Source organism: Rhizobium sp. BK399 (genome assembly GCF_014194695.1).
Taxonomy (GTDB): Bacteria; Pseudomonadota; Alphaproteobacteria; order Rhizobiales; family Rhizobiaceae; genus Rhizobium.
The window spans coordinates 54,477-73,193 of sequence record NZ_JACIAH010000006.1; the positions used below are offsets into that span (position 1 = coordinate 54,477).

Here is an 18,717-nt window from a genome sequence, read left to right on the forward strand (position 1 = left end):
GCGAAGCCATTCCTGGCCAGGCGGATCCATCGGGATCGCTCTTGGAAACTCTGCCTTTGATCTCTACACTTACTCTGTGCTCGGAAGGGCCATGGCGAGGGGAGGGAGGAGCCCGCGTTCGTGAAGCAGCGATTTCGTGTTCTTGTCGGACTCTGCCTTTTGTCGGCTGCTTGCTACGCGGCTATCTCTTCCGGCAGGGAATTCGCGACGCGAAGCTATATGAACGAGGCGTCCTTGCAGGCTGGTTCCGCCTTGCGCCTGGCCGTTTCGGCGCTTGCGGGACATCTGAGCCGATATGAACCGCTGCCTGAATTGATTGCCGATCATGACAATATCAAGCAACTGGTGAACGATCCCGGCAATGAGGCTCTCCGCAGTAGAGCAAACACTTATCTCAAGGAAATCAATAGCCTGCTTGAATCGTCCGACATTTATGTGATGCGGATGAACGGCGATACGATCGCTGCGAGCAACTACGATGGGCCGACCAGCTTCGTGGGGGAGAACTTCAGCTACCGCCCCTACTTTCAAGACGCTGCAAGGGGGAGTCAGGCGCGGTTTTACGCGCTCGGCACGACGTCGTTGAAGCGAGGCTACTACTTCGCCTCTCCCATCCAGGTGAACGGGACCGTACGCGGGGTTATTGTCTTCAAGGTCGACATCGACTCGATCGAGGGGTCGTGGAAGGGCGGTGAGTACAAGATACTGGTGTCCGACCCGGAAGGCATCATCTTCATGACCGGTAGCCCCGAGTGGCTATATTCCTCCGTCCTGCCATTGACAGAGGAGCGCCTGCGACGCACCCAGGCATCGCGCCGCTATGCCGAGGCTGTTCTCAGGCCACTTCCAATTAGCGAGCAGTATGCTGATGGTCATCGGCTGCTTACAGTCGCCGACGGCGCCGCGCCCAGGGAATATCTGACGCTCTCTCACTATATGAGGGATGCCGACTGGACCGTCAGTGTGTTGATGGACACAAGTTCGGTGCATGCGCAGGCGCGGACCATGCTCATCGCAGTGCTGCTTTCAATCGGTCTGATGGGGCTGGTTGTCGCGATCGTGCTGCAGCGTCGCGCCCGGGCGCAGGAGCGGATGCGCATGCAGATCGATGCGCGCAATGAACTTGAGGAGCGCGTGGAGGAGCGGACCGCCGCTCTCGCGCACGTCAATCAGCGCATCGAAGAGGAGATCGCCGAGCGGCGCCTGACTGAACAGAAGCTTCGCCAGACACAGGCGGATCTCATCCAGGCAGGAAAACTTGCTGGCCTCGGACAAATGTCAGCCGCGCTATCGCATGAACTCAACCAACCGCTTGCTGCCGCCAAGACCTATGTGGACAGTGCCGCAATGCTGATTGCGCGCGATCGAGTCGACGAGGCCCGCGATAACCTCTCTCGCATCTCCGGCCTGATAGACCGGATGGCGTCGATAAGCCGACACCTGCGCAATTTTGCGCGCAAACCAAATGAAAAGGTAGGGCCGGTTTCGCTCGCGACTGCGATCGCCGATACGCTCGAAATCGTTTCCGCGCGTTTGAAAGTGGCAGACGCGACACTCGTCATCGACCTCGGCGAACCTTCCGCCGCCGTGCAGGCGGGCTCTGTGCGTCTTCAACAAGTTCTCGTCAATATCATCACCAACGCCGCTGATGCGGTGGAAGGTCTTGATGACCGACGTATCCATGTCGTGGCGGTTCAGGATGGCGCCAAGATGATCCTCACGGTCCGCGATCATGGTCCGGGTGTTTCCCCCGCGATCGCCGAGCGCATCTTCGATCCGTTCTTCAGCACGAAGGGCGTTGGCCGCGGCCTCGGACTGGGCCTGTCGATCTCCTACAATATCATCAAGGATTTCGGTGGCACCCTTTCGGTCAGCAATGCAGAAGACGGGGGCGCCGAGTTCCGTATCGTGCTTGATGCCGCGCCCGTTGTCAGTGAGGCGGCCGAATGAAGGAAGGCCGGATACTCCTGATAGACGACGAAGAGGAGATGCGTCGCTCTTCCGCCCAGGCGCTCAGCCTGTTCGGACTCGACGTCGCGACATTCGCGAGCGCCGAGCCGGTCCTGGAGCGGGTCGGCTATGGCTTCGACGGCGTGGTGATCAGCGACATCCGGATGCCCGGAATGGATGGCATGACTTTGTTGCAGCGCGTCCGCGAAATGGATTCCGAGATACCGGTCATTCTGGTGACGGGACACGCAGATGTGCAGCTCGCCGTCAGCGCCATGCACGCCGGGGTCTATGACTTCGTTGAAAAGCCCTTCGCGGCCCAGCATCTGGTTGGCATCATCCGACGCGCGCTGGATCGGCGCAGTTTGGTTCTCGAGAACAGACGGCTGCGCGCCGTGGCCGGCAAACGCGACGACATCGAGGCGCGCCTGCCGGGACGCACCCAGGCCATGGTGGACCTGCGGTATCGACTGCGTGCAATAGCAGCGACGGATGCCGACACACTGATCATCGGTGAGACGGGCGTCGGCAAGGAGGTGGTAGCCCGTGCGTTGCACGATACCAGCGCCCGCGCAGAAAAGCCGTTCATCGCGATCAATTGCGCTGCGTTGCCGGAGACTCTGATCGAAAGCGAGCTGTTTGGACACGAAGCCGGTGCTTTTCCCGGAGCTCTTCGGCCGCGATACGGCAAGTTCGAGCACGGCCGAGGTGGCACGATCCTGCTCGACGAAATTGGTTCGATGCCGTTCGATCTTCAGGCTAAATTCCTGCGCGTGCTGCAGGAGCGCGTTATCACGCGCCTGGGCTCCAACGAGGCTGTACCGCTCGACGTGCGCTTCATCGCGACGAGCAAGGTTGATCTGGAGATCGAAGTCGCGCAGGGCCGCTTTCGTCCAGACCTTCTTTACCGTCTCAATGTCGCTACTATTCACGTGCCCGCGCTTGCGCAACGACAGGCGGATATTCCGCTTCTGTTTCTCCAGCTTGTTCGAGAGGCGGCCGCCCGCTACGGGCGCAGCGACGTGGAGGTGCGGCCAGAAACGATCAGCAGGATAGGCTCGCGGACCTGGCCGGGCAATGTGCGTGAATTGCGCAACGCCGCCGATCGGCTGGTTCTTGGTCTCGATCTCCAGCCGGAGGACACAGCGGAGCAAAATCAGAAACTCGCAGACAGGGTTGCCGCCTACGAGCGTGGCCTCATTGCCAGTGCGCTTGCCACCCACGGCGGCAGTCTCCGTCCGGTCTATGAGATGCTCGGCGTTTCGCGAAAGACGCTCTACGAGAAGATGCAGAAATACGGGCTTGAAAAAGGCAGGAGCGACGATGAGGACGAAGCGTGAATGGGTGGAAATCCACCCACGATCCCGTTCGTTTGTCCCCTTTCCCACCCGTCTCGTGTGGTATCATGCAGGAAAATGCAAGGAGCTATGCCTCTGCCGGTTGTCCGGCGCACTAGGCGTTCCACAGTGACAGTTCGTGACCGGAGCGGGGGGAGCCGTTCCGGCGGGTTACTGGGAGGATGAAATGAAAATATTGAATGCCTTGCTGGGCGTGACGGCCATCGCTGCCGCTTCGCTCGTTTCCGCATCCGCAATCGCTCAAACCTACCCGGAACGGACGATCACGATGGTCGTCCCGTTTGCCGCTGGCGGCCCGACGGATACTGTGGCCCGTCTGGTTGCCGAGTCGATGTCGAAGGACCTCGGCCAGCAGATCGTCGTTGAAAATGTCGGCGGCGCTGGCGGTACCCTTGGTGCAGGCCGCGTCGCTCAGGCTGATGCAGATGGCTACACGCTGCTCTTGCACCACATCGGCATGGCGACCAGCGCCACGCTCTATCGCAAGCTTGCCTATGACACCCTGAATTCCTTTGAGTATGTGGGCCTTGTGACCGACGTGCCGATGACGATCGTTGCGCGCAAGGATTTTGAGCCGGCCGACCTCAAGGGCCTTGTCGAATACGTCAAGGCCAACAAGGATAGCGTCACCGTTGCGAATGCCGGCATCGGCGCGGCTTCGCACCTGTGTGGCATGATGCTGATGAGCGCAATCCAAACGCCATTGACCACCGTTCCATACAAGGGCACCGGCCCCGCCATGACTGACCTGCTCGGCGGCCAGGTCGACATCATGTGCGACCAGACCACCAACACGACCAAGCAGATCCAGGGCGGCACGATCAAGGCTTACGCTGTCACTTCGCCTGCACGCCTGAAGGTGCTTCCCGATGTACCGACGGCAGTCGAAGCGGGTCTTGCCGACTTCCAGGTCGGCATCTGGCATGGGATCTATGCGCCCAAGGGTACACCGATTGCGGTAACCGAGCGGCTGTCGAAATCGCTGCAGGTTGCCCTCAAGGACCCGAACGTTGTGGCCCGCTTCGCCGAACTCGGCACCGACCCATCGCCGGAGGCGGATGCAACGCCGGCCGCCCTCAAGGCTAAACTCGAAGCAGAGATTACCCGCTGGAAGCCGGTGATCGAGGCGGCGGGTCAATACGCCGACTAGCTATGTCGATTGCCGCCCGGAATGGGTTTCGGGCGGCGCGATCGCTGCGGCAGTCGGCCGTGCTTTTCGCGTCGGGACAGCCGGCGAGCCGCGCCACGACCATCGCCAAGGGGGACATATGAAATCGCTGACGTTCGACAGCACCAACGCGCTTTGCGGCACGCTTTTCATCGGGTTGGGCTGCTTCTTCATCTATCAATGTCTTAATCTTGAACTCGGCACCGCCCTGCGAATGGGGCCGGGCTACTTTCCGCTGCTGCTTGCTGTCGTCCTGACGCTTCTTGGCCTGATCGTGCTGATCCAGGCAACACGGGTGCACGGCGAACCATTGGGCCCGATGGCGCTGCGCGGAATGGCTTTCATCCTGCCGGCACCGATCGTCTTTGGATTGACGGTGCGCGGGATGGGCTTCGTACCGTCGCTGTTTCTGGTGTCGCTGGTGGCGGCCTTCGCATCTTCGCGGATGAAGGTGCCGCTGGCGTTGGTGCTTGCGGTCGCGATAACCCTCTTCTCGGTCATTGTCTTCAGCTATGCGCTTGGCTTGCCGTTCGAGCGGTTCGGCCCTTGGGTTCGGTTCTAGGAGGCGGCGATGGATCTTGTCAGCAATCTCGCCTTGGGTTTCAGCACCGCGGCCTCACCAGAAAACCTTCTTTTCTGCCTCATCGGTGTGCTGCTGGGTACGTTGATCGGTGTCTTGCCAGGGATCGGGGCGACTGCGACGATCGCCATGCTGTTGCCGATCACCTTCCAGCTGGAGCCTGTCTCCTCGCTGATCATGCTGGCGGGCATCTACTACGGGGCACAGTATGGCGGCTCGACCACGGCGATCCTCATCAACATGCCCGGCGAGTCCTCCTCGGCGGTGACGGCGATTGACGGCTATCAGATGGCCCGTCGCGGCCGGGCAGGAGCGGCACTGTCGATTGCGGCGCTCGGCTCTTTCTTTGCCGGCACCGTCTCGACCTTCCTCGTCGCGATCTTCGCAATCCCCCTCACCGCACTTGCCCTGAAATTCGGTGCCGCCGAATACTTCTCACTGATGATCGTCGGCCTGGTGTCCTCGGTTGCCCTCGCCCACGGCTCGATTGTCAAAGCTCTCGCCATGGTCGCGCTAGGCCTGCTGCTTGGACTGGTCGGTACGGATATCTATACGGGAACGCCCCGCTTTACCCTCGGCATTCGCGAATATGCCGACGGACTGAATTTCGTTGCCGTTGCCGTTGGCGTGTTCGGTGTTGCGGAAATCCTGCGCAACCTGGAGGGAGAGAAGACCCGCACGGTGCTGATGGCCAAGGTTAGCGGCCTCTGGCCGACGCGCGAGGACTTCAGGCGGATGATCGCCCCGGTTCTGCGTGGCACGGCGATTGGCTCAGCACTCGGGATCCTGCCGGGTGGCGGCGCCATCCTTGCCGCCTTTGCCTCCTACACAGTGGAGAAGCGCATCTCCGACCGCCCGCAGGAGTTCGGTCACGGCGCCATCGCCGGTGTGGCCGGGCCGGAATCGGCCAACAACGCCGGTGCTCAGACCTCATTCATTCCGTTGCTGACGCTGGGCATTCCGGCAAATCCGGTGATGGCGCTGATGGTCGGCGCCATGATCATCCAGGGGATCGTGCCGGGTCCGAATGTGGCCACCGAGCAGCCGGCGCTGTTTTGGGGGATCATCGCATCCATGTGGATCGGCAACCTGATGCTGGTTGTGCTCAACCTGCCCCTGATCGGCCTTTGGGTTAAATTGCTGACAATTCCCTATTACGTACTTTTCCCGATTATCATGGCCTTCTGCTCGATCGGGGTCTACAGCGTTAACAGCAATGTCTACGACCTCTACGCGGTCGCCTTTTTCGGGTTAGCCGGCTACCTGTTGGTCAAATTGCGCTGCGAGCCGGCACCGTTGCTCCTGGGGTTCGTGCTGGGACCATTGCTGGAGGAAAATCTCCGGCGTGCGATGATCCTGTCGCGCGGCGATCCGATGACGTTTGTCACACGTCCAATCAGCGCCATTTTGCTTCTGATCGCCCTTGCCGTCCTGCTGGTGGTGTTCCTGCCTTCGGTGAAGGCGAAGCGTGAGGAGGTTTTCCAGGAAGAAGACTGAACCAACGAAATAGCATCGCGCCGACAAACAGACCGCAACGAGGAGGAATAAGGATGACGAAACTGAACCTGACCCGACGCAGCACGCTTGCTGCGGGCCTTGCTGTGGCCGCGGCGTTGGTCGCCGCATCACCATCGCGAGCGGCAGATTTTCCTGATCGGCAGGTGACGATGGTCGTCCCGTTTGCAGCCGGCGGATCGACTGACGTCGTTGCCCGCATCCTCGCGCAGAAGATGTCCGAGGATCTGGGCCAGCAGGTGATCGTGCAGAACGTCGCAGGCGCAGGCGGAAATCTCGGCGCAGGCAATGTTGCGCGCGCCGATGCTGACGGCTACACGATTCTGATGGGGACCGTCGCGACCCACGCGCTCAATCCGTTGATCCTGAAGTCAACCCCATACGATCCTGAAAGGGATTTTGCGCCGATCTCGCTGTTGGTCGTCGTTCCGAACGTTCTCGTCGTCAATCCCGAATTGCCGGCCAAAACGATCGCCGAACTGGTGGCGCTCCTCAAGGCCAATCCAGGCACATATAGTTATGCCTCCTCCGGCAATGGTACGCCGCTGCATCTATCCGGTGAGCTTTTCAAGGCAATGGCGGGAGTGGAAATGGAGCACATCCCGTACAAGGGGTCAGGCCCGGCGCTGAACGATGTCCTCGGCAATCAGGTTCCGATCATGTTTGACAACCTGCCGTCCTCGTCTGGCCACATCAAGAGCGGCACGCTGCGTGCACTTGCGGTCACCACCAAGGAACGCGCGCCATCCTTCCCCGATGTGCCGACCGTTGCCGAGACTGTTCCCGGCTACGAAACCTATACCTGGAACGCATTGTTCGCTCCCGCCGGCACCCCCGCGGATGTCGTAGCCCGTCTGAACTCGGCAGCCAACAAGGCGCTCGCCGATCCTGAAGTGGGCAAGCGAATGACCGAGTTCAGTGCCGTTATCGTGGGTTCCACACCGGAAGAGCTCGCTGCCCACGTCAAGGCGGAGATTGCCAAGTGGACACCTGTCGTGCGTGACGCCAAGATCGAGCTCGAATAGCCATCGCGAATCTTTTACGCCGTCTGCACAACGCGAACTGAATGTCGTGCGTTGGAAATCCGTCGCTTGTTGCTCGAAGGGTCGGAACTCCGAAAAGATCGTCGGTTGGCTGGTACTCTGCTCAGCGAATACCATTCTTCAGGCGTGCGTCAGCTTTGCGACCCAAAAGCAAACGCCACACCTGAGGGTTGGGACGGCGCCTTTGCCGACCGCCTGGAACATTTTATGGGGCTCAATACCGGCTAAACGTCGGCGGTTCGCGCAGGCAAGCACAATCGGTCAAAGTGCCTGAAGGCGCCGCTAGGAATTCCTTTCTGTTGCCGGAGTGGCGCGCTTGTTAACCTGAAAAATGAACTTGGAACACTCATGACAACCGTTACCAGTATATCGTCTACGATGACGGCCTCGTTCCTTGGTTCGCTGGTTGAAGTCGTAGAGGCTTTCACGATTATCCTGGCGGTTGGCGTGACGCAGGGTTGGCGGCCGGCTTTCCTCGGCACCGGCTTGGCGCTGGCGGTCCTGGCGATCCTTGTGCTCACGCTTGGACCACTTCTTGGGATGATTCCGATCGGGCTCATGCAGTTTGTGATCGGGACGTTGCTCATTCTGTTCGGAATGCGATGGCTACGGAAGGCGATCCTCAGGGCATCGGGCTTTATTGCTTTGCATGATGAGGAGAAAGCCTTCGCCCAAGAGACGAACAAACTTCGCATGCAGACCTCCGATCGCCGCGCAAATCTACTGGCTGCCATCACCGCCTTTAAGGCGGTTCTCCTCGAGGGGGTCGAGGTCGTGTTTATTGTCATTGCGACTGGCGCGGGCCGAGGAATGATCGGCTATGCAAGTGTTGGCGCCGTGGCGGCTTGTCTATTGGTTCTTGTCGTCGGTTTCGCTGTGCACAAACCCCTGTCGACTGTCCCGGAAAACAGCCTCAAGTTTGCTGTGGGAGTGCTCCTGAGTGCATTCGGAATTTTTTGGGCGGGCGAGGGGATCGGCGCGGAATGGCCGGGAGACGATCTGGCGCTGCTGCCAATCCTTTTGGTGCTCATCCTGGCCTCTTTCGCGTTGGTAAGAACGCTCCAACGCTATCATGCCTCTCACGTCAGGCAGGTCGTCAGATGAAAATCCTGAGGATGGCCATAAAAGAAATCGTCGGCATGTTCATCGATGACGGTGCCCTGGCGCTTCTGACGATCGCGCTGATCGCGTGCATCGGGTTAATGGTGAAGATCGAGGTGATCGGAGGACTGACAGGCGCCTGCCTGCTTTTCCTGGGATGCGTGTTTATTCTTGCTGAAAGTGTTGCTCGGGCGGCTCGACGCAAGGTGAAGGGGATGGTCCACACCCAAAGCCTCGATAGAAACCATGCGCCTGAGAGTGCGCGTCTACCTTGATTTTTAAGGAGACCCCGCTACGCGCCGCCTCTCCACTGTCAATCGTTGGTATCGGGATGCGTTGCTGCCTTCAGATCGGCAAGGCCACGATTGGCGTCCTTGTTGCCCGTCGCAGCCGCAGCCGTGAATATCCGCTCAGCGTCGCCGTACATACTCATACTCAAATAGGCATATCCGCGCAGCACCATCAGGTCGATCGGCTCCTGCCGGAGTTGTGCACGCTGATCGAGGTATATCAGGGTCTCGCGATAGCGCTTGGCGCCGAAGGCGGCGACGGCTCTGTCGGCCAAGATCGCGACCTGCAGTTCGGCCGCACGCTGTTGTGTCTGCGGCGCCTTCGTGGCCGCGACGGCGGCGTTGTTGGACAGACCGGCGCGTAAATACGCGAGGCTTTGGCCATAGGCTGCGTCTTCGCGTGTCTTGCGGTTCGGACTGGCCAGCGCCGCCTCGAACGCCTTTGCTGCCTCCATGGGGCGATTGATGTCCATCAGGCACCAGCCACGCGACAGCGCCGTTTCCGGATCGAGCAACTGCGCATTCACCGTGGTCGTGCATCCGCGCAGTTGCCGCGCGCCGCGGCGAACCGTTACCGTTTGCAGCGCGGGTTGGCGCGCGACCGGTGGGCTCGTGCCCTCAATTCGCTCGGTCGGGACCCTAACGATCTCCGGTGGCGAAACGGTTTCACCCTGCGGCACTGTCTCGCTGGGCGCTGGAAGCGGAGCTTGCGTGGCTGGCCGCTTGTTTGTTTCGCCCAGCTGCGCGATGCGCTCGGACTTGCCCGCCCACAGGCGCTGGATCTCAGCCACGCCCGCCCGATCCCGTAGCTGTTGGCGCGTGATGGCCAATCCGTAAGCAGACGGTTCGTCGTCCGGTTTCCAACGCAAGGCCGTCTCGAACCAGCGCGCCGCCGTCTGCGGTTGGTTGAGCGTACGGGCAAACCAGCCGAATTGCTGCGCCGTCGGGACGTATTTCTGCGCAATGACCTCTGCGGCGATACGCGAGAGCACCGCTTCGCTGAGGTTAGCCGGCGGCTGCAGGGCCATCAGGTTGGCTGTCGCTGCGAGATAGGTCGCGGTCGCGTCCTTGGAGGAGGCGCGCCACTTGTAGACCACTTCCTCCGCCTCCTGGGGCCTTTTCTCGGCGATTAACGCCAGCGCCAGGCCTTGGGAGGCAAGAGCCGTGTCGTCCTTCTCATGTGCTGCCCGGAACCATTTTTCCGCGTCCGCATAATTCTCCCGGCGAAGCTGGTACCAACCAAGCAGAAGGCTGTCGGCTGCAAGCCCTTCAGTTTCGGCGAGTCGTTGGACAATCTGGAGATAAGCCGGGGCCACGGCGAGATCGGGGTCGTCGTTACCAGCGGCGACAAAGCGGCGCGCCAAGTCGTTTCGAATGCTGTCGAATTCGCGGCCGCCGTTGCCGTCAGGACGTTCGAGCGCCAGGAGATCCTGCATTGTCGCGTAGGACAACAAAGCGGACGCTTTCTGGATGGTCGCCAGACGTTCCTGCGGATTGGTGCAGTTCTTCAGAATATAGACGTAGTCATCCCGGGCGCGGGGTGCGCGATCCGTCCTTGCAAACGCTTCTGCTACTCTCCAGAGCACGTCGATGTCGCTGCATGTCAGAAGGCTCGGCGTATTGGCGCCGATCTGAATGACGGTTGCGTATTGCTTCAGGTCGGAGGCATTGACGAGGCGCGCGCGGGCCTCGGCGACATCCAAGCGGTCAAGCAAATCCGGCGGCGGCTGCCATGCCGAGTCGGAGGCTTGCCGATCGGCAATGGCCTTGCGGAGTTCCGCATAGCGCCCCTCCGAGTACAGTTGCCACATTTGCTCCAACTGCGGGTCGCCTCCCTGGGGAACGGCCAGAGGATCGGCTGGCGGCACCCAGTTCGGGTAAAGCGCCTGCAGCCGCGCGATCTCCGCCTGCAGTCGCGCCTTGTCGCCGCGGCTGGCAAAATAGCGCAATGCGCTCTCGTCGACTTTTGGCTGCGCGGGCTTTGCTGGCGGGGCGGCGGTTGGCTGCTGCTGCGGTGCCTGGGCAACAACCAATAGGCCTCCGGTCACGCCGCTCTCTTGAGATGCCGGCGGCGGAACCGTGGTTGCTGCCTGCAACCGATCAGTAATGGCCTGGACGTCAATTTGCGGTTTTGAGCTGATCTCCGGCCCCTTGACGCGACCCATAAGCATGAATTGCGGTGCAGGCGCCTGCTCCGGTGCGAAGCCCAGCATCTCCTGTAGCGCTGCGCGATCCTTCAGGGCGGCCACCAGACCGGCCACCGCCACCGCAACAACAATTGCAACGGATGAGGATTTCACAGACACTCCGGATGCTTCTCCCCGATAAATGCCAACCCAAGTAGATGAAGGGTCGATGGATAGTAGAGCGATGGCTCAAATCGCTGCGACGACTCAGGCAGCTTCGTACCGTTTGTCACACAGGCCACGACATCGTTAACAATTCGATAACCGGGGTCCGGCAGCAGCGTTTTCGGCTTGCCGGACGCGAGGTCGATCGTCGCCGGCACGCCGTCCTCGGCGGTCATTCCCTCGCGTAATCTTGCCAGCAGAGCCTTGTCCGAAACTCCCGCGCGAACGAGGTAGAGCGGGATTCGCAGGCTATTGTATCCAAATTCAGCGTCGAAGCCGGCGGCGGGCTCCGGCATACGATTGAGGCTCACCCAGTCAGCGGGCAGCTTACGTGGGCCGAACTGCATAGCACGCAGCAGCGCCAGACCGTCGTCGGATAGTTTCTGCCAGGCGCTTGACGGCGCGAGCAGCGCCATCACCGGGATTGCTTCATAGACCCAGTAGGAGGGATTGATTATCGGGCCATCCTTGCGATCGGGAGAATCGAAACCGCTGGCGCCCGGCAGCAGCAGAGTGCGTCCACCCGAATTGATCACCAGGTGCGACAGTAGCGCCTGCGCCATCTTCGCTGCCGCCTCGATATATTCGCCCTTCTTCCAAGCTGACCCCGCAAGGGCCAAGGCATAGGCAATCAGGAGATCGCCATCCGACGCATTGTTGGTATCGGTGATGTGAGGCGTGACCGTGGGATCCCATTTCCAGGCGGCAAGGCCATCGTCGCGCAACAAGAGTTCGGTGCGGGTGAAATACCATATTTGCTCGAAGTCGGCGGGGCTGTTGGCAAGGTAAGCCAGGAGCAGACCATAGCCTTGACCTTCGCTGTGGCTGATATTGCCGTTTGCGTCATCGACAATGCGGCCGCTCGCATCGAGAAACTTCGCCTTGTACGCGCCCCATGCTTCCGGGGTGATCCCCGGACCTTGCGCCTGCGCGGACTGGCAGAAAGCGGCAACCGCAAAGCTTGCGGCACAGATCAGTTTTAGAAGTCTCTTCATTCGCGCCTACCCAGCCTGGAAAGCATGCCAGCCGTTGTCACTCCGATCAGCAGCGAAAGGACGACCAGGAGGAACGCGTAAGACAGGATGTTGGTCGACAACCAGTTTGCGGCAATCAGGCGGTAGTTTGAAATTGACCACGGCTGAGAGGTCACGAAGTCGAAGCGGCCAACCGGGACGCTGACGATCTTACCGGTCTTGCTGGAATAGGTGGTGATATGACCGGCGACCTGCGGCCAGTTGACTTGTGCGGTGAGTGCCTCGGCGCCTTCGCGCAGATCGGTGGCGGAGGGAGCCGTGACAACGGTCCAGGTCGATCCCCCTGCTGCGCTCTTGCCCTGAGCGATCAGGAAGCTCTCGGCGTTAGAAGGCGTGAAGACTTCTTCCGACCCTGGCACGAACTGCAGTGAGCTCAGCGAAATGTCGAAGTTGCGGCGTAGCCACTCCTGAAACGATGTGATTTGGCCGCGCCACACGCCGCCACTGACTTTCGAGCGCCAATCGTCGAAGCTCACCGAAGGTTCTGTCTGATTTGACTGCGTCGCTGCTGGAGGTTGCCAGGATGCCTGGCTGGTCGTCGCAATGTTCAGTTGCGTCAGCACGGCTGCCGGCATCTGCGAAATGGAGCCGATGAAAATTGCGTCCCGTTCGCCGATGGCACCCGGCGTCGCGGCCGGCTCCATGTCGAGCGGGCGGCCAGCAGCGACGGCCATTCGGCCGAGCAGCGTCGCGGTCGCAGACAAGGTGTCGCTATCAATCATGTCGATGAAAAGCGGCGTTGGCTGTGTCGCTCGATTATAAGGATATGCGGTACCGGACAGACCGGCAAGGTTCGGCCGCTGCCCGATCCGGGCAAAGTCCGGTATGTGAATCTCGCTGGTGTCGAAGAGTGCAAAACGCGGTGCTGCTCCAGCAGTCGTGCCAGGCACGCACACCTCGTCCTCCTTCGTCATCAGGATGGCTTCAAGCGACAACGTATTCAAGCCCGGCTTGAAATGCCGCATTGTCACGCGAATTGGCAGGTGCCGGAAGATGCCTCCACCTGTCGACGAGATCGGCACAGTCGAAGCAATGTTGCCATTGACATAGATGTCGATATGGCTGCCGGGCAGGATGTTTTGTGTGTAGGCTGCGTCCAGCAGGACGGTGGCATCGCCATAAGCGTTCGCATAGAAATCGGACGGCACGCCGATATTGAAATTGGTCCGGAAGCGGCGTCCGGAAAACTCCGCCGTCTTCACGCCGAGCTGCGAAAAGGTGAGGTTCGTGTCGGAGAGAACCAGCGGCGCATCCGGAGCACTCCAGCGCTGCGTTGCCAGCGTGTCGCGAACAGCCGTCGCGGGGCGGTCGGTAGGCGAAACGATCGTGTCGATCGCGGACGAAATTGCGGGCCAGGATGGGCCGCTGATCAAGAGAATCGGGGCCCCCGACTTCGGGTCCGTCACGAAAGAGGCCGACGGCGCCGTCTGGGCGGCCGGCGGCGGAGTGATGACTGGCTGGAGTTCGGCCGGCGTTCCCACGACAACGGTCATGCGCCCGGCTCCAGGCTGAGGAAGCGAGCTCGGGCTGAAGGAAAATGTCTGGTTCGGCATGCCGCTCAGAACCGCAAGTCCCTGCGCTAGGCGTAGCAGCGGCTTTGTTGTGCCTGGCTGCTGGAGCGCCGGCACGACGAGATTGAACTGCGTCCTGCCGGTTTCATCGACACCGATGGCGCGAATGGCATCCGTGCTGGAAAACTTGGCTGCCTCTTGCCCGCTGAAGCTTAGATAGGTCTTTGCGGGGTCGATGTCCGACCAAAGCTCATAGGTGGATTGAACAGTACAGTCAGTGCGGTGGCGCTGGGTTGCTTCAAATGTGAGGAGATTCGCGCCCGGTTGCAGCAGCCCTACGGGCACGTCGAAGGAAACGTTCGATGGTGCGTCCGAGGAGCCAATCTGCTGTTGTCCGACGATCCGATTGTTCAGAAGAACCGTCAGTTCAGACGCCTCCGGAGCAACGACGACAGCATTCTGATAGGAGAAATTGAACTTCGCCGGTGCTGCGGCCTGCTCCGGTGTGATGTAGACCGACCACGATTTGCGATCATACTCGCCATCCAACCCAAACTTGGTGAATGGAATAACAAATCTCCGGAGCGCATCGGCGGTTCGCTGGCGAACGGGTGGCGGCGCTTCTGCGGGCGCCGGGCCGACGGGTGCAGCAGATTGGGGGCGAGGTGGTTCCGCCTGCGCGGGCGACGCTGCCGGTGACGGCGCCGGAGATGGTGAGGCAGGTGCCATCGAGAACGGAGGAGTCGCGGGCGTCGCCGAGGGTGCCGGGCTCGTCGGTGCAACGGAGGTCTGTGGGACCGTCGCCGGTGCAGGCGCCGCCGGCAATGTCAATCTCGGCACCATTGGCGTGCTGCCTTGCTCGCGCTCGCCCGACATGTCGAAGGGCGCCGTCTGCGCATAGGCAATTGTTGAGGCGGCGAGAACGAACGCAGAGATCGATGCGATCTTCTTCATCAGCTGCCTGCCTTCGCGGCCTGATGTTGCCGCTCGCGCTCGGGCCTCATACTGCGGAAAAGATACACGAGGCCTCGGCTCGTCTGGTAGAGTGAAAGGCCGAGAAACCAGATCGTTCCGCGAATAAGACCAGGATTGTGGCGGCGTGCCTGCTGGAACTGCGTCCACTGGTCGGAGTTCGCAAATATCAGGTCGGCGATCAGCCGATGGTCGAGGGCATTCTTCGGAACATATTGGCAGCCAACGGCCAGAATCTCGCCGGAAGGCTGGATGTTTCGGACGATGAGCGGCAGCGTTTCGATGCTTGCGCCGCTGTGTGGCTGGAAACGAATTTCCCCCTCGGAGCCAATCACCATCGGGTCCAGCTGCTTGTTGAACACATGCAGCCGGGCGCCGTGTACCGACACATCCTCGATCGATGCAGTGTACCACTTACCGCCGACCCCGAATTCGCAGCGACGGTTCACCCGTACGCGGCGGGACGCGGCCCGCTCGCCACGTTCGGAAACGACTCCGAGGGCGCACCCGGCCATAATCAGGTTGATCACGTTCCAGCCGCCGACCACGAGGGTGACGTCTGCTTTGTACGGTTCGGCATAGATCCGATAGAATGTTACCGCCAGAGCGACCAGCTGTACGGCAAAGATGACGAAGAACGGTCGGCTGATCTCCGAGAGGCGGCTGACGGCAATGGACTCGTCCTTCGCCGTTACTTTGAAGGTTGGCTTTCGCGGATTGAGCATGACCGAAACCACCGCCGGGAGCAGGTGAACCGTCTGAACGTATTCGTAGAGTTCCGAGATCCACGGCCAGCGGAACGACCCATAGAGGTAGTTCTGCATCATCAGGTTCACCAGCATGTATGCCAACGTGTAGGCCAAGAACTCGCCGCCCGATGCCGTAAAGATCTCCAGATCAAAGAAGAGATAGAAAAGCGGTGCGAACAGGAAGATCGTGCGGGGAAACGGGAAGAGCCAGAAGAGCGTCGACGACATGTAGCAAAGGCGTTGGGGGACCGTCAGGCCGCGCTTCAGCAAGGGGAAGCGGAAGCGCAGAATTTGCATCATCCCCTGTGCCCAGCGGCTGCGTTGGCCAATGAAGCTTGCAAAGGTCGCCGGCTGCAGCCCGGCGATCAGCGGCTTGTCCACATAGATGCTGTTCCATCCGCTGCCATGAAGGGCAAGTGCGGTCTCGCAGTCCTCGGTGATGCTGATGCCGCTGAATCCCCCTTGGGATTCCAGTGCCCTCCGGCTGAGAACGGCGGCAGAGCCACAGAAGAACGCCGCATTCCATTTGTCGAGGCCACGCTGGATGATGCCGTAGAACATCTCGTTTTCGCTCGGCATTCTTTCGAAGGTTCGAAGATTGCGTTCTAGGGGATCCGGGTTGATGAAGAAATGCGGTGTCTGAACGAGGAACAGCTTCGGATCGTCATCGAAATAGCCAACAGTTTCGAGCAGAAAGTCGCGTGCTGGCGCGTGGTCGGCATCGAAGACGGCGATCAACTCGCCGCTCGAATGCTTCATTCCGTTGTTGAGGTTGCCGGCCTTGGCGTGTTCGTTTCGATCGCGCGTGAGGTAGCGAACGTCGAGATCCTCACAAAGCTTCCTGAGTTCGTTGTGACGCGCCACAGCCGCCTGGGCCTCGAGCAACTTGTTGGAGTTGCGCTTCTGTAAGGTTCCGCCGTCGTCCAGCAGCCAGACATGCAGTCTTTCGGCTGGATAATCCATGGCCTTCGCCGCGGCCAGCGTGTTGGCGAGGAGATGCGAATCCTCGTTGTAGGAAGGGACGAACACGTCGACATGCGGAAAACGCTCTTCCTTGCTCGCGCGCGATGGGCGCGGAGGCAAGGGCGTGGCTACGATGAACAGGCTGAGCGCCAGCATTGCCACACTGTACATTTCCGCAAGATAGAGCAGCAGACCGGGGATGAAGTTCTCCGGCTGGTTGATCGGCGGCAGTGTGTTGGTCGTGCGCCAATAGACATAGCGAAGAACAATTGAGGTGCCGAAGGCGAGGGCGATCAGCCTCCATGTGCCTTCAGCCTTCAACCCCTTGATGATCGCCATCACGGCGACAACGACAATGCTCGCGATCAGCTGGGTCTGCAGGTTCACTGGCAATGTGATCAACGCGATCACGCACAGAGAAACGATGGCCCACGTAATGATGCTTCGGGCTTTATGCATCAATATCCCTTTGACAATGCAGGCTGGGCGCTTGGGAACACCACAGCCCCTTCACGTCTATCTCTGGCACGCGGCCGTCATGGCCGAATCCCCTATACACTCTGGCAATGGCACAGTGACGCCGCTTGCCGTCACGGTTCTCTGTTGTGTCTGTTCGTTCGAAGGCGCTGCTGACATGTCTGGTTGCGGCTGACCGCTGGAGCCGTCCGGCAGTGGTACGCGAGGACCTGTCGGGGGCGGCAATTGCAGAGGGGCCTCTTCGGCTTTCGGCTGAACGCTGCGTACGCGAACGACACGAGATTGGATTTCCGGACGGGCAGGTTCATAGCCGAAGGCCATCGGTGTGTTCCTGTAGCCGCCCTCATCGGGATAGATCGGATTGCCGGGGCGCCCGAGTGTTGGATCAGCGCCATGCGGAAATCCAAACGGATTCCAGATTTCTCCATTGAGCGTCCCAACGATTGTGTAGCCGTACATGATGCCCAGCAACTGCCTTTCGGTTGCTCGTGCATCGCAAAGGCGCAATCGCACCTGGATCATTCCGAAGTTGCGCGCTTGTGTGTGGGCCGACCGGCTGGAGCGGATCTGCTGCCAGCCGTAAATGCACGTGTCGCCCGAACCGCTCTCGCCCGACGCGTAGCTGAACGGTCCATAGCTGTTTTGCAGATAGGTCGCCGATCGGGCCATCTGCACACCGGGCACGGCGGCAAATGCTTCGCGGATTATCCCGTTCTCACTGATCATCTGGTAGGAAGCGCTTCCGATGCCGGGATTGGCGCCCGACGCACCAAGGAACTGCACTTTAAGAAAATTCTGCCCGGACACGGAAGATGATGTGTAGAGCGAAATCATCTGCTCCGTGCCGTTGCCGCGCTTGTGTTCGACGACGCTGACAATCGAAGGGCCGCCTGGCGGAGGCAAGGCCAGTGCCCTTTCGGCGGGGACCGTTTCGGAAATGTTTGGTGAGCTAACATTTCCCGACGACTGACATCCGACCACGAGCCCGGCAAGCAATGCCAAGCCTAATGCCTTCAGCAGACTGAACGTTTTGGGTCGCCGCAATCGTCTTTCCTCACCTCCATACGCAAATTTCGCGCTGGACTTGCGAATCAACGACCCTTGGGGCCGCTACCTATGGTAAACGACGATTATGGTTAACCCAACGTTAATGTGCGGCGATAGTTGTCGGTAAGGTTGACTTCAACTCGACGGTGCAGTCAGTCCGGCGACAGGAAGGATACGAACTGTCACCGTTCTCGCGGGCGGACAACGGCCTTAGCGCCGCAACCTCAACTGAATGATAAAAGCGCGACCTCAAATTCAATTATAAGCTGTTGGCGACTTCTCTCAAGGTTGCAATAATATATACCCCTATTGTCGTAGTAAATGAATAACTATTAAGCATTTTACAACAAGAAGGCGCATGCTATTCTTAGAAATCTCTAGGTTTTTAGGGGTGATGTCGGGAATATTCTCGACATAACATACTTCGTTGCGTGCCGTTTTGTCTTAAGAGAGCCAAATGAGCGCGTTGCTTGTTTTTGGCGTGGGCCGCACGACTTGAAGACATAAAAACACAATCTGGAGGAGACATTCGATGTTTCGTACAGAGACGTGGCATCTCTTCGGCTTTTCCTAGAAGCCGCCGAGACATGGAGAGCAGGCAGTGGCTG

The 18,717-nt window shown here is 60.0% G+C and carries 13 protein-coding genes; 8 read left to right on the forward strand and 5 right to left on the reverse strand.

What is annotated here, in order from left to right; genetic code table 11:
• Nucleotides 1-120 precede the first annotated feature (120 nt).
• The 8 genes from FHT97_RS14515 (at nt 121) to FHT97_RS14550 (ending at nt 8,990) form a co-directional block, all read left to right on the forward strand.
• Entirely contained in the window at nt 121-1,950 is a 1,830-nt protein-coding gene (locus tag FHT97_RS14515) for a sensor histidine kinase (protein WP_259126318.1), read from the forward strand.
• Nucleotides 1,947-3,290, forward strand: coding sequence for a sigma-54 dependent transcriptional regulator (locus FHT97_RS14520; protein WP_183863113.1), 1,344 nt, complete (start codon nt 1,947-1,949; stop codon nt 3,288-3,290). Before FHT97_RS14515 ends, FHT97_RS14520 begins: the two co-directional genes overlap by 4 nt.
• A 184-nt stretch (nt 3,291-3,474) precedes the next feature.
• On the forward strand, nt 3,475-4,458 hold the full coding sequence (locus tag FHT97_RS14525; RefSeq protein ID WP_183863116.1) for a tripartite tricarboxylate transporter substrate-binding protein: 984 nt from the start codon (nt 3,475-3,477) through the stop codon (nt 4,456-4,458).
• Between the two features lie 118 nt (nt 4,459-4,576).
• Complete coding sequence (locus FHT97_RS14530) at nt 4,577-5,038, forward strand: tripartite tricarboxylate transporter TctB family protein (protein ID WP_183863118.1); 462 nt, start codon at nt 4,577-4,579, stop codon at nt 5,036-5,038.
• A gap of 9 nt (nt 5,039-5,047) precedes the next feature.
• Nucleotides 5,048-6,553 (forward strand): tripartite tricarboxylate transporter permease, encoded by a 1,506-nt coding sequence (locus FHT97_RS14535; RefSeq protein ID WP_016552143.1) that lies wholly within the window; start codon nt 5,048-5,050, stop codon nt 6,551-6,553.
• Between the two features lie 53 nt (nt 6,554-6,606).
• On the forward strand, nt 6,607-7,596 hold the full coding sequence (locus FHT97_RS14540; RefSeq protein ID WP_183863120.1) for a tripartite tricarboxylate transporter substrate binding protein: 990 nt from the start codon (nt 6,607-6,609) through the stop codon (nt 7,594-7,596).
• Nucleotides 7,597-7,962: 366 nt separating this feature from the next.
• A complete protein-coding gene (locus FHT97_RS14545) occupies nt 7,963-8,718 on the forward strand; it encodes a COG4280 domain-containing protein (protein ID WP_183863122.1) in 756 nt (251 codons plus the stop codon).
• Between the two features lie 11 nt (nt 8,719-8,729).
• A complete protein-coding gene (locus FHT97_RS14550) occupies nt 8,730-8,990 on the forward strand; it encodes a hypothetical protein (protein ID WP_310503123.1) in 261 nt (86 codons plus the stop codon).
• A gap of 38 nt (nt 8,991-9,028) precedes the next feature.
• Here the strand turns inward: FHT97_RS14550 and FHT97_RS14555 are convergent, their stop codons facing one another.
• Genes FHT97_RS14555 through bcsN form a run of 5 tightly spaced genes read right to left on the reverse strand, consistent with a single transcriptional unit; the run spans nt 9,029 to nt 18,106 of the window.
• Nucleotides 9,029-11,305, reverse strand: coding sequence for a cellulose synthase (locus tag FHT97_RS14555; protein ID WP_183863126.1), 2,277 nt, complete (start codon nt 11,303-11,305; stop codon nt 9,029-9,031).
• Nucleotides 11,302-12,351, reverse strand: coding sequence for a glycosyl hydrolase family 8 (locus FHT97_RS14560; protein ID WP_183863128.1), 1,050 nt, complete (start codon nt 12,349-12,351; stop codon nt 11,302-11,304). Before FHT97_RS14560 ends, FHT97_RS14555 begins: the two co-directional genes overlap by 4 nt.
• Entirely contained in the window at nt 12,348-14,855 is a 2,508-nt protein-coding gene (locus tag FHT97_RS14565) for a cellulose biosynthesis cyclic di-GMP-binding regulatory protein BcsB (RefSeq protein ID WP_183863130.1), read from the reverse strand. The genes FHT97_RS14560 and FHT97_RS14565 overlap by 4 nt, the downstream gene beginning before the upstream one ends.
• On the reverse strand, nt 14,855-17,044 hold the full coding sequence (gene bcsA / locus FHT97_RS14570; RefSeq protein WP_183757715.1) for a UDP-forming cellulose synthase catalytic subunit: 2,190 nt from the start codon (nt 17,042-17,044) through the stop codon (nt 14,855-14,857). Before bcsA ends, FHT97_RS14565 begins: the two co-directional genes overlap by 1 nt.
• Nucleotides 17,045-17,101: 57 nt before the next feature.
• Nucleotides 17,102-18,106, reverse strand: a complete 1,005-nt coding sequence (gene bcsN, locus FHT97_RS14575) for a cellulose biosynthesis protein BcsN (protein WP_183757717.1) — start codon at nt 18,104-18,106, stop codon at nt 17,102-17,104.
• Nucleotides 18,107-18,717 lie beyond the last annotated feature (611 nt).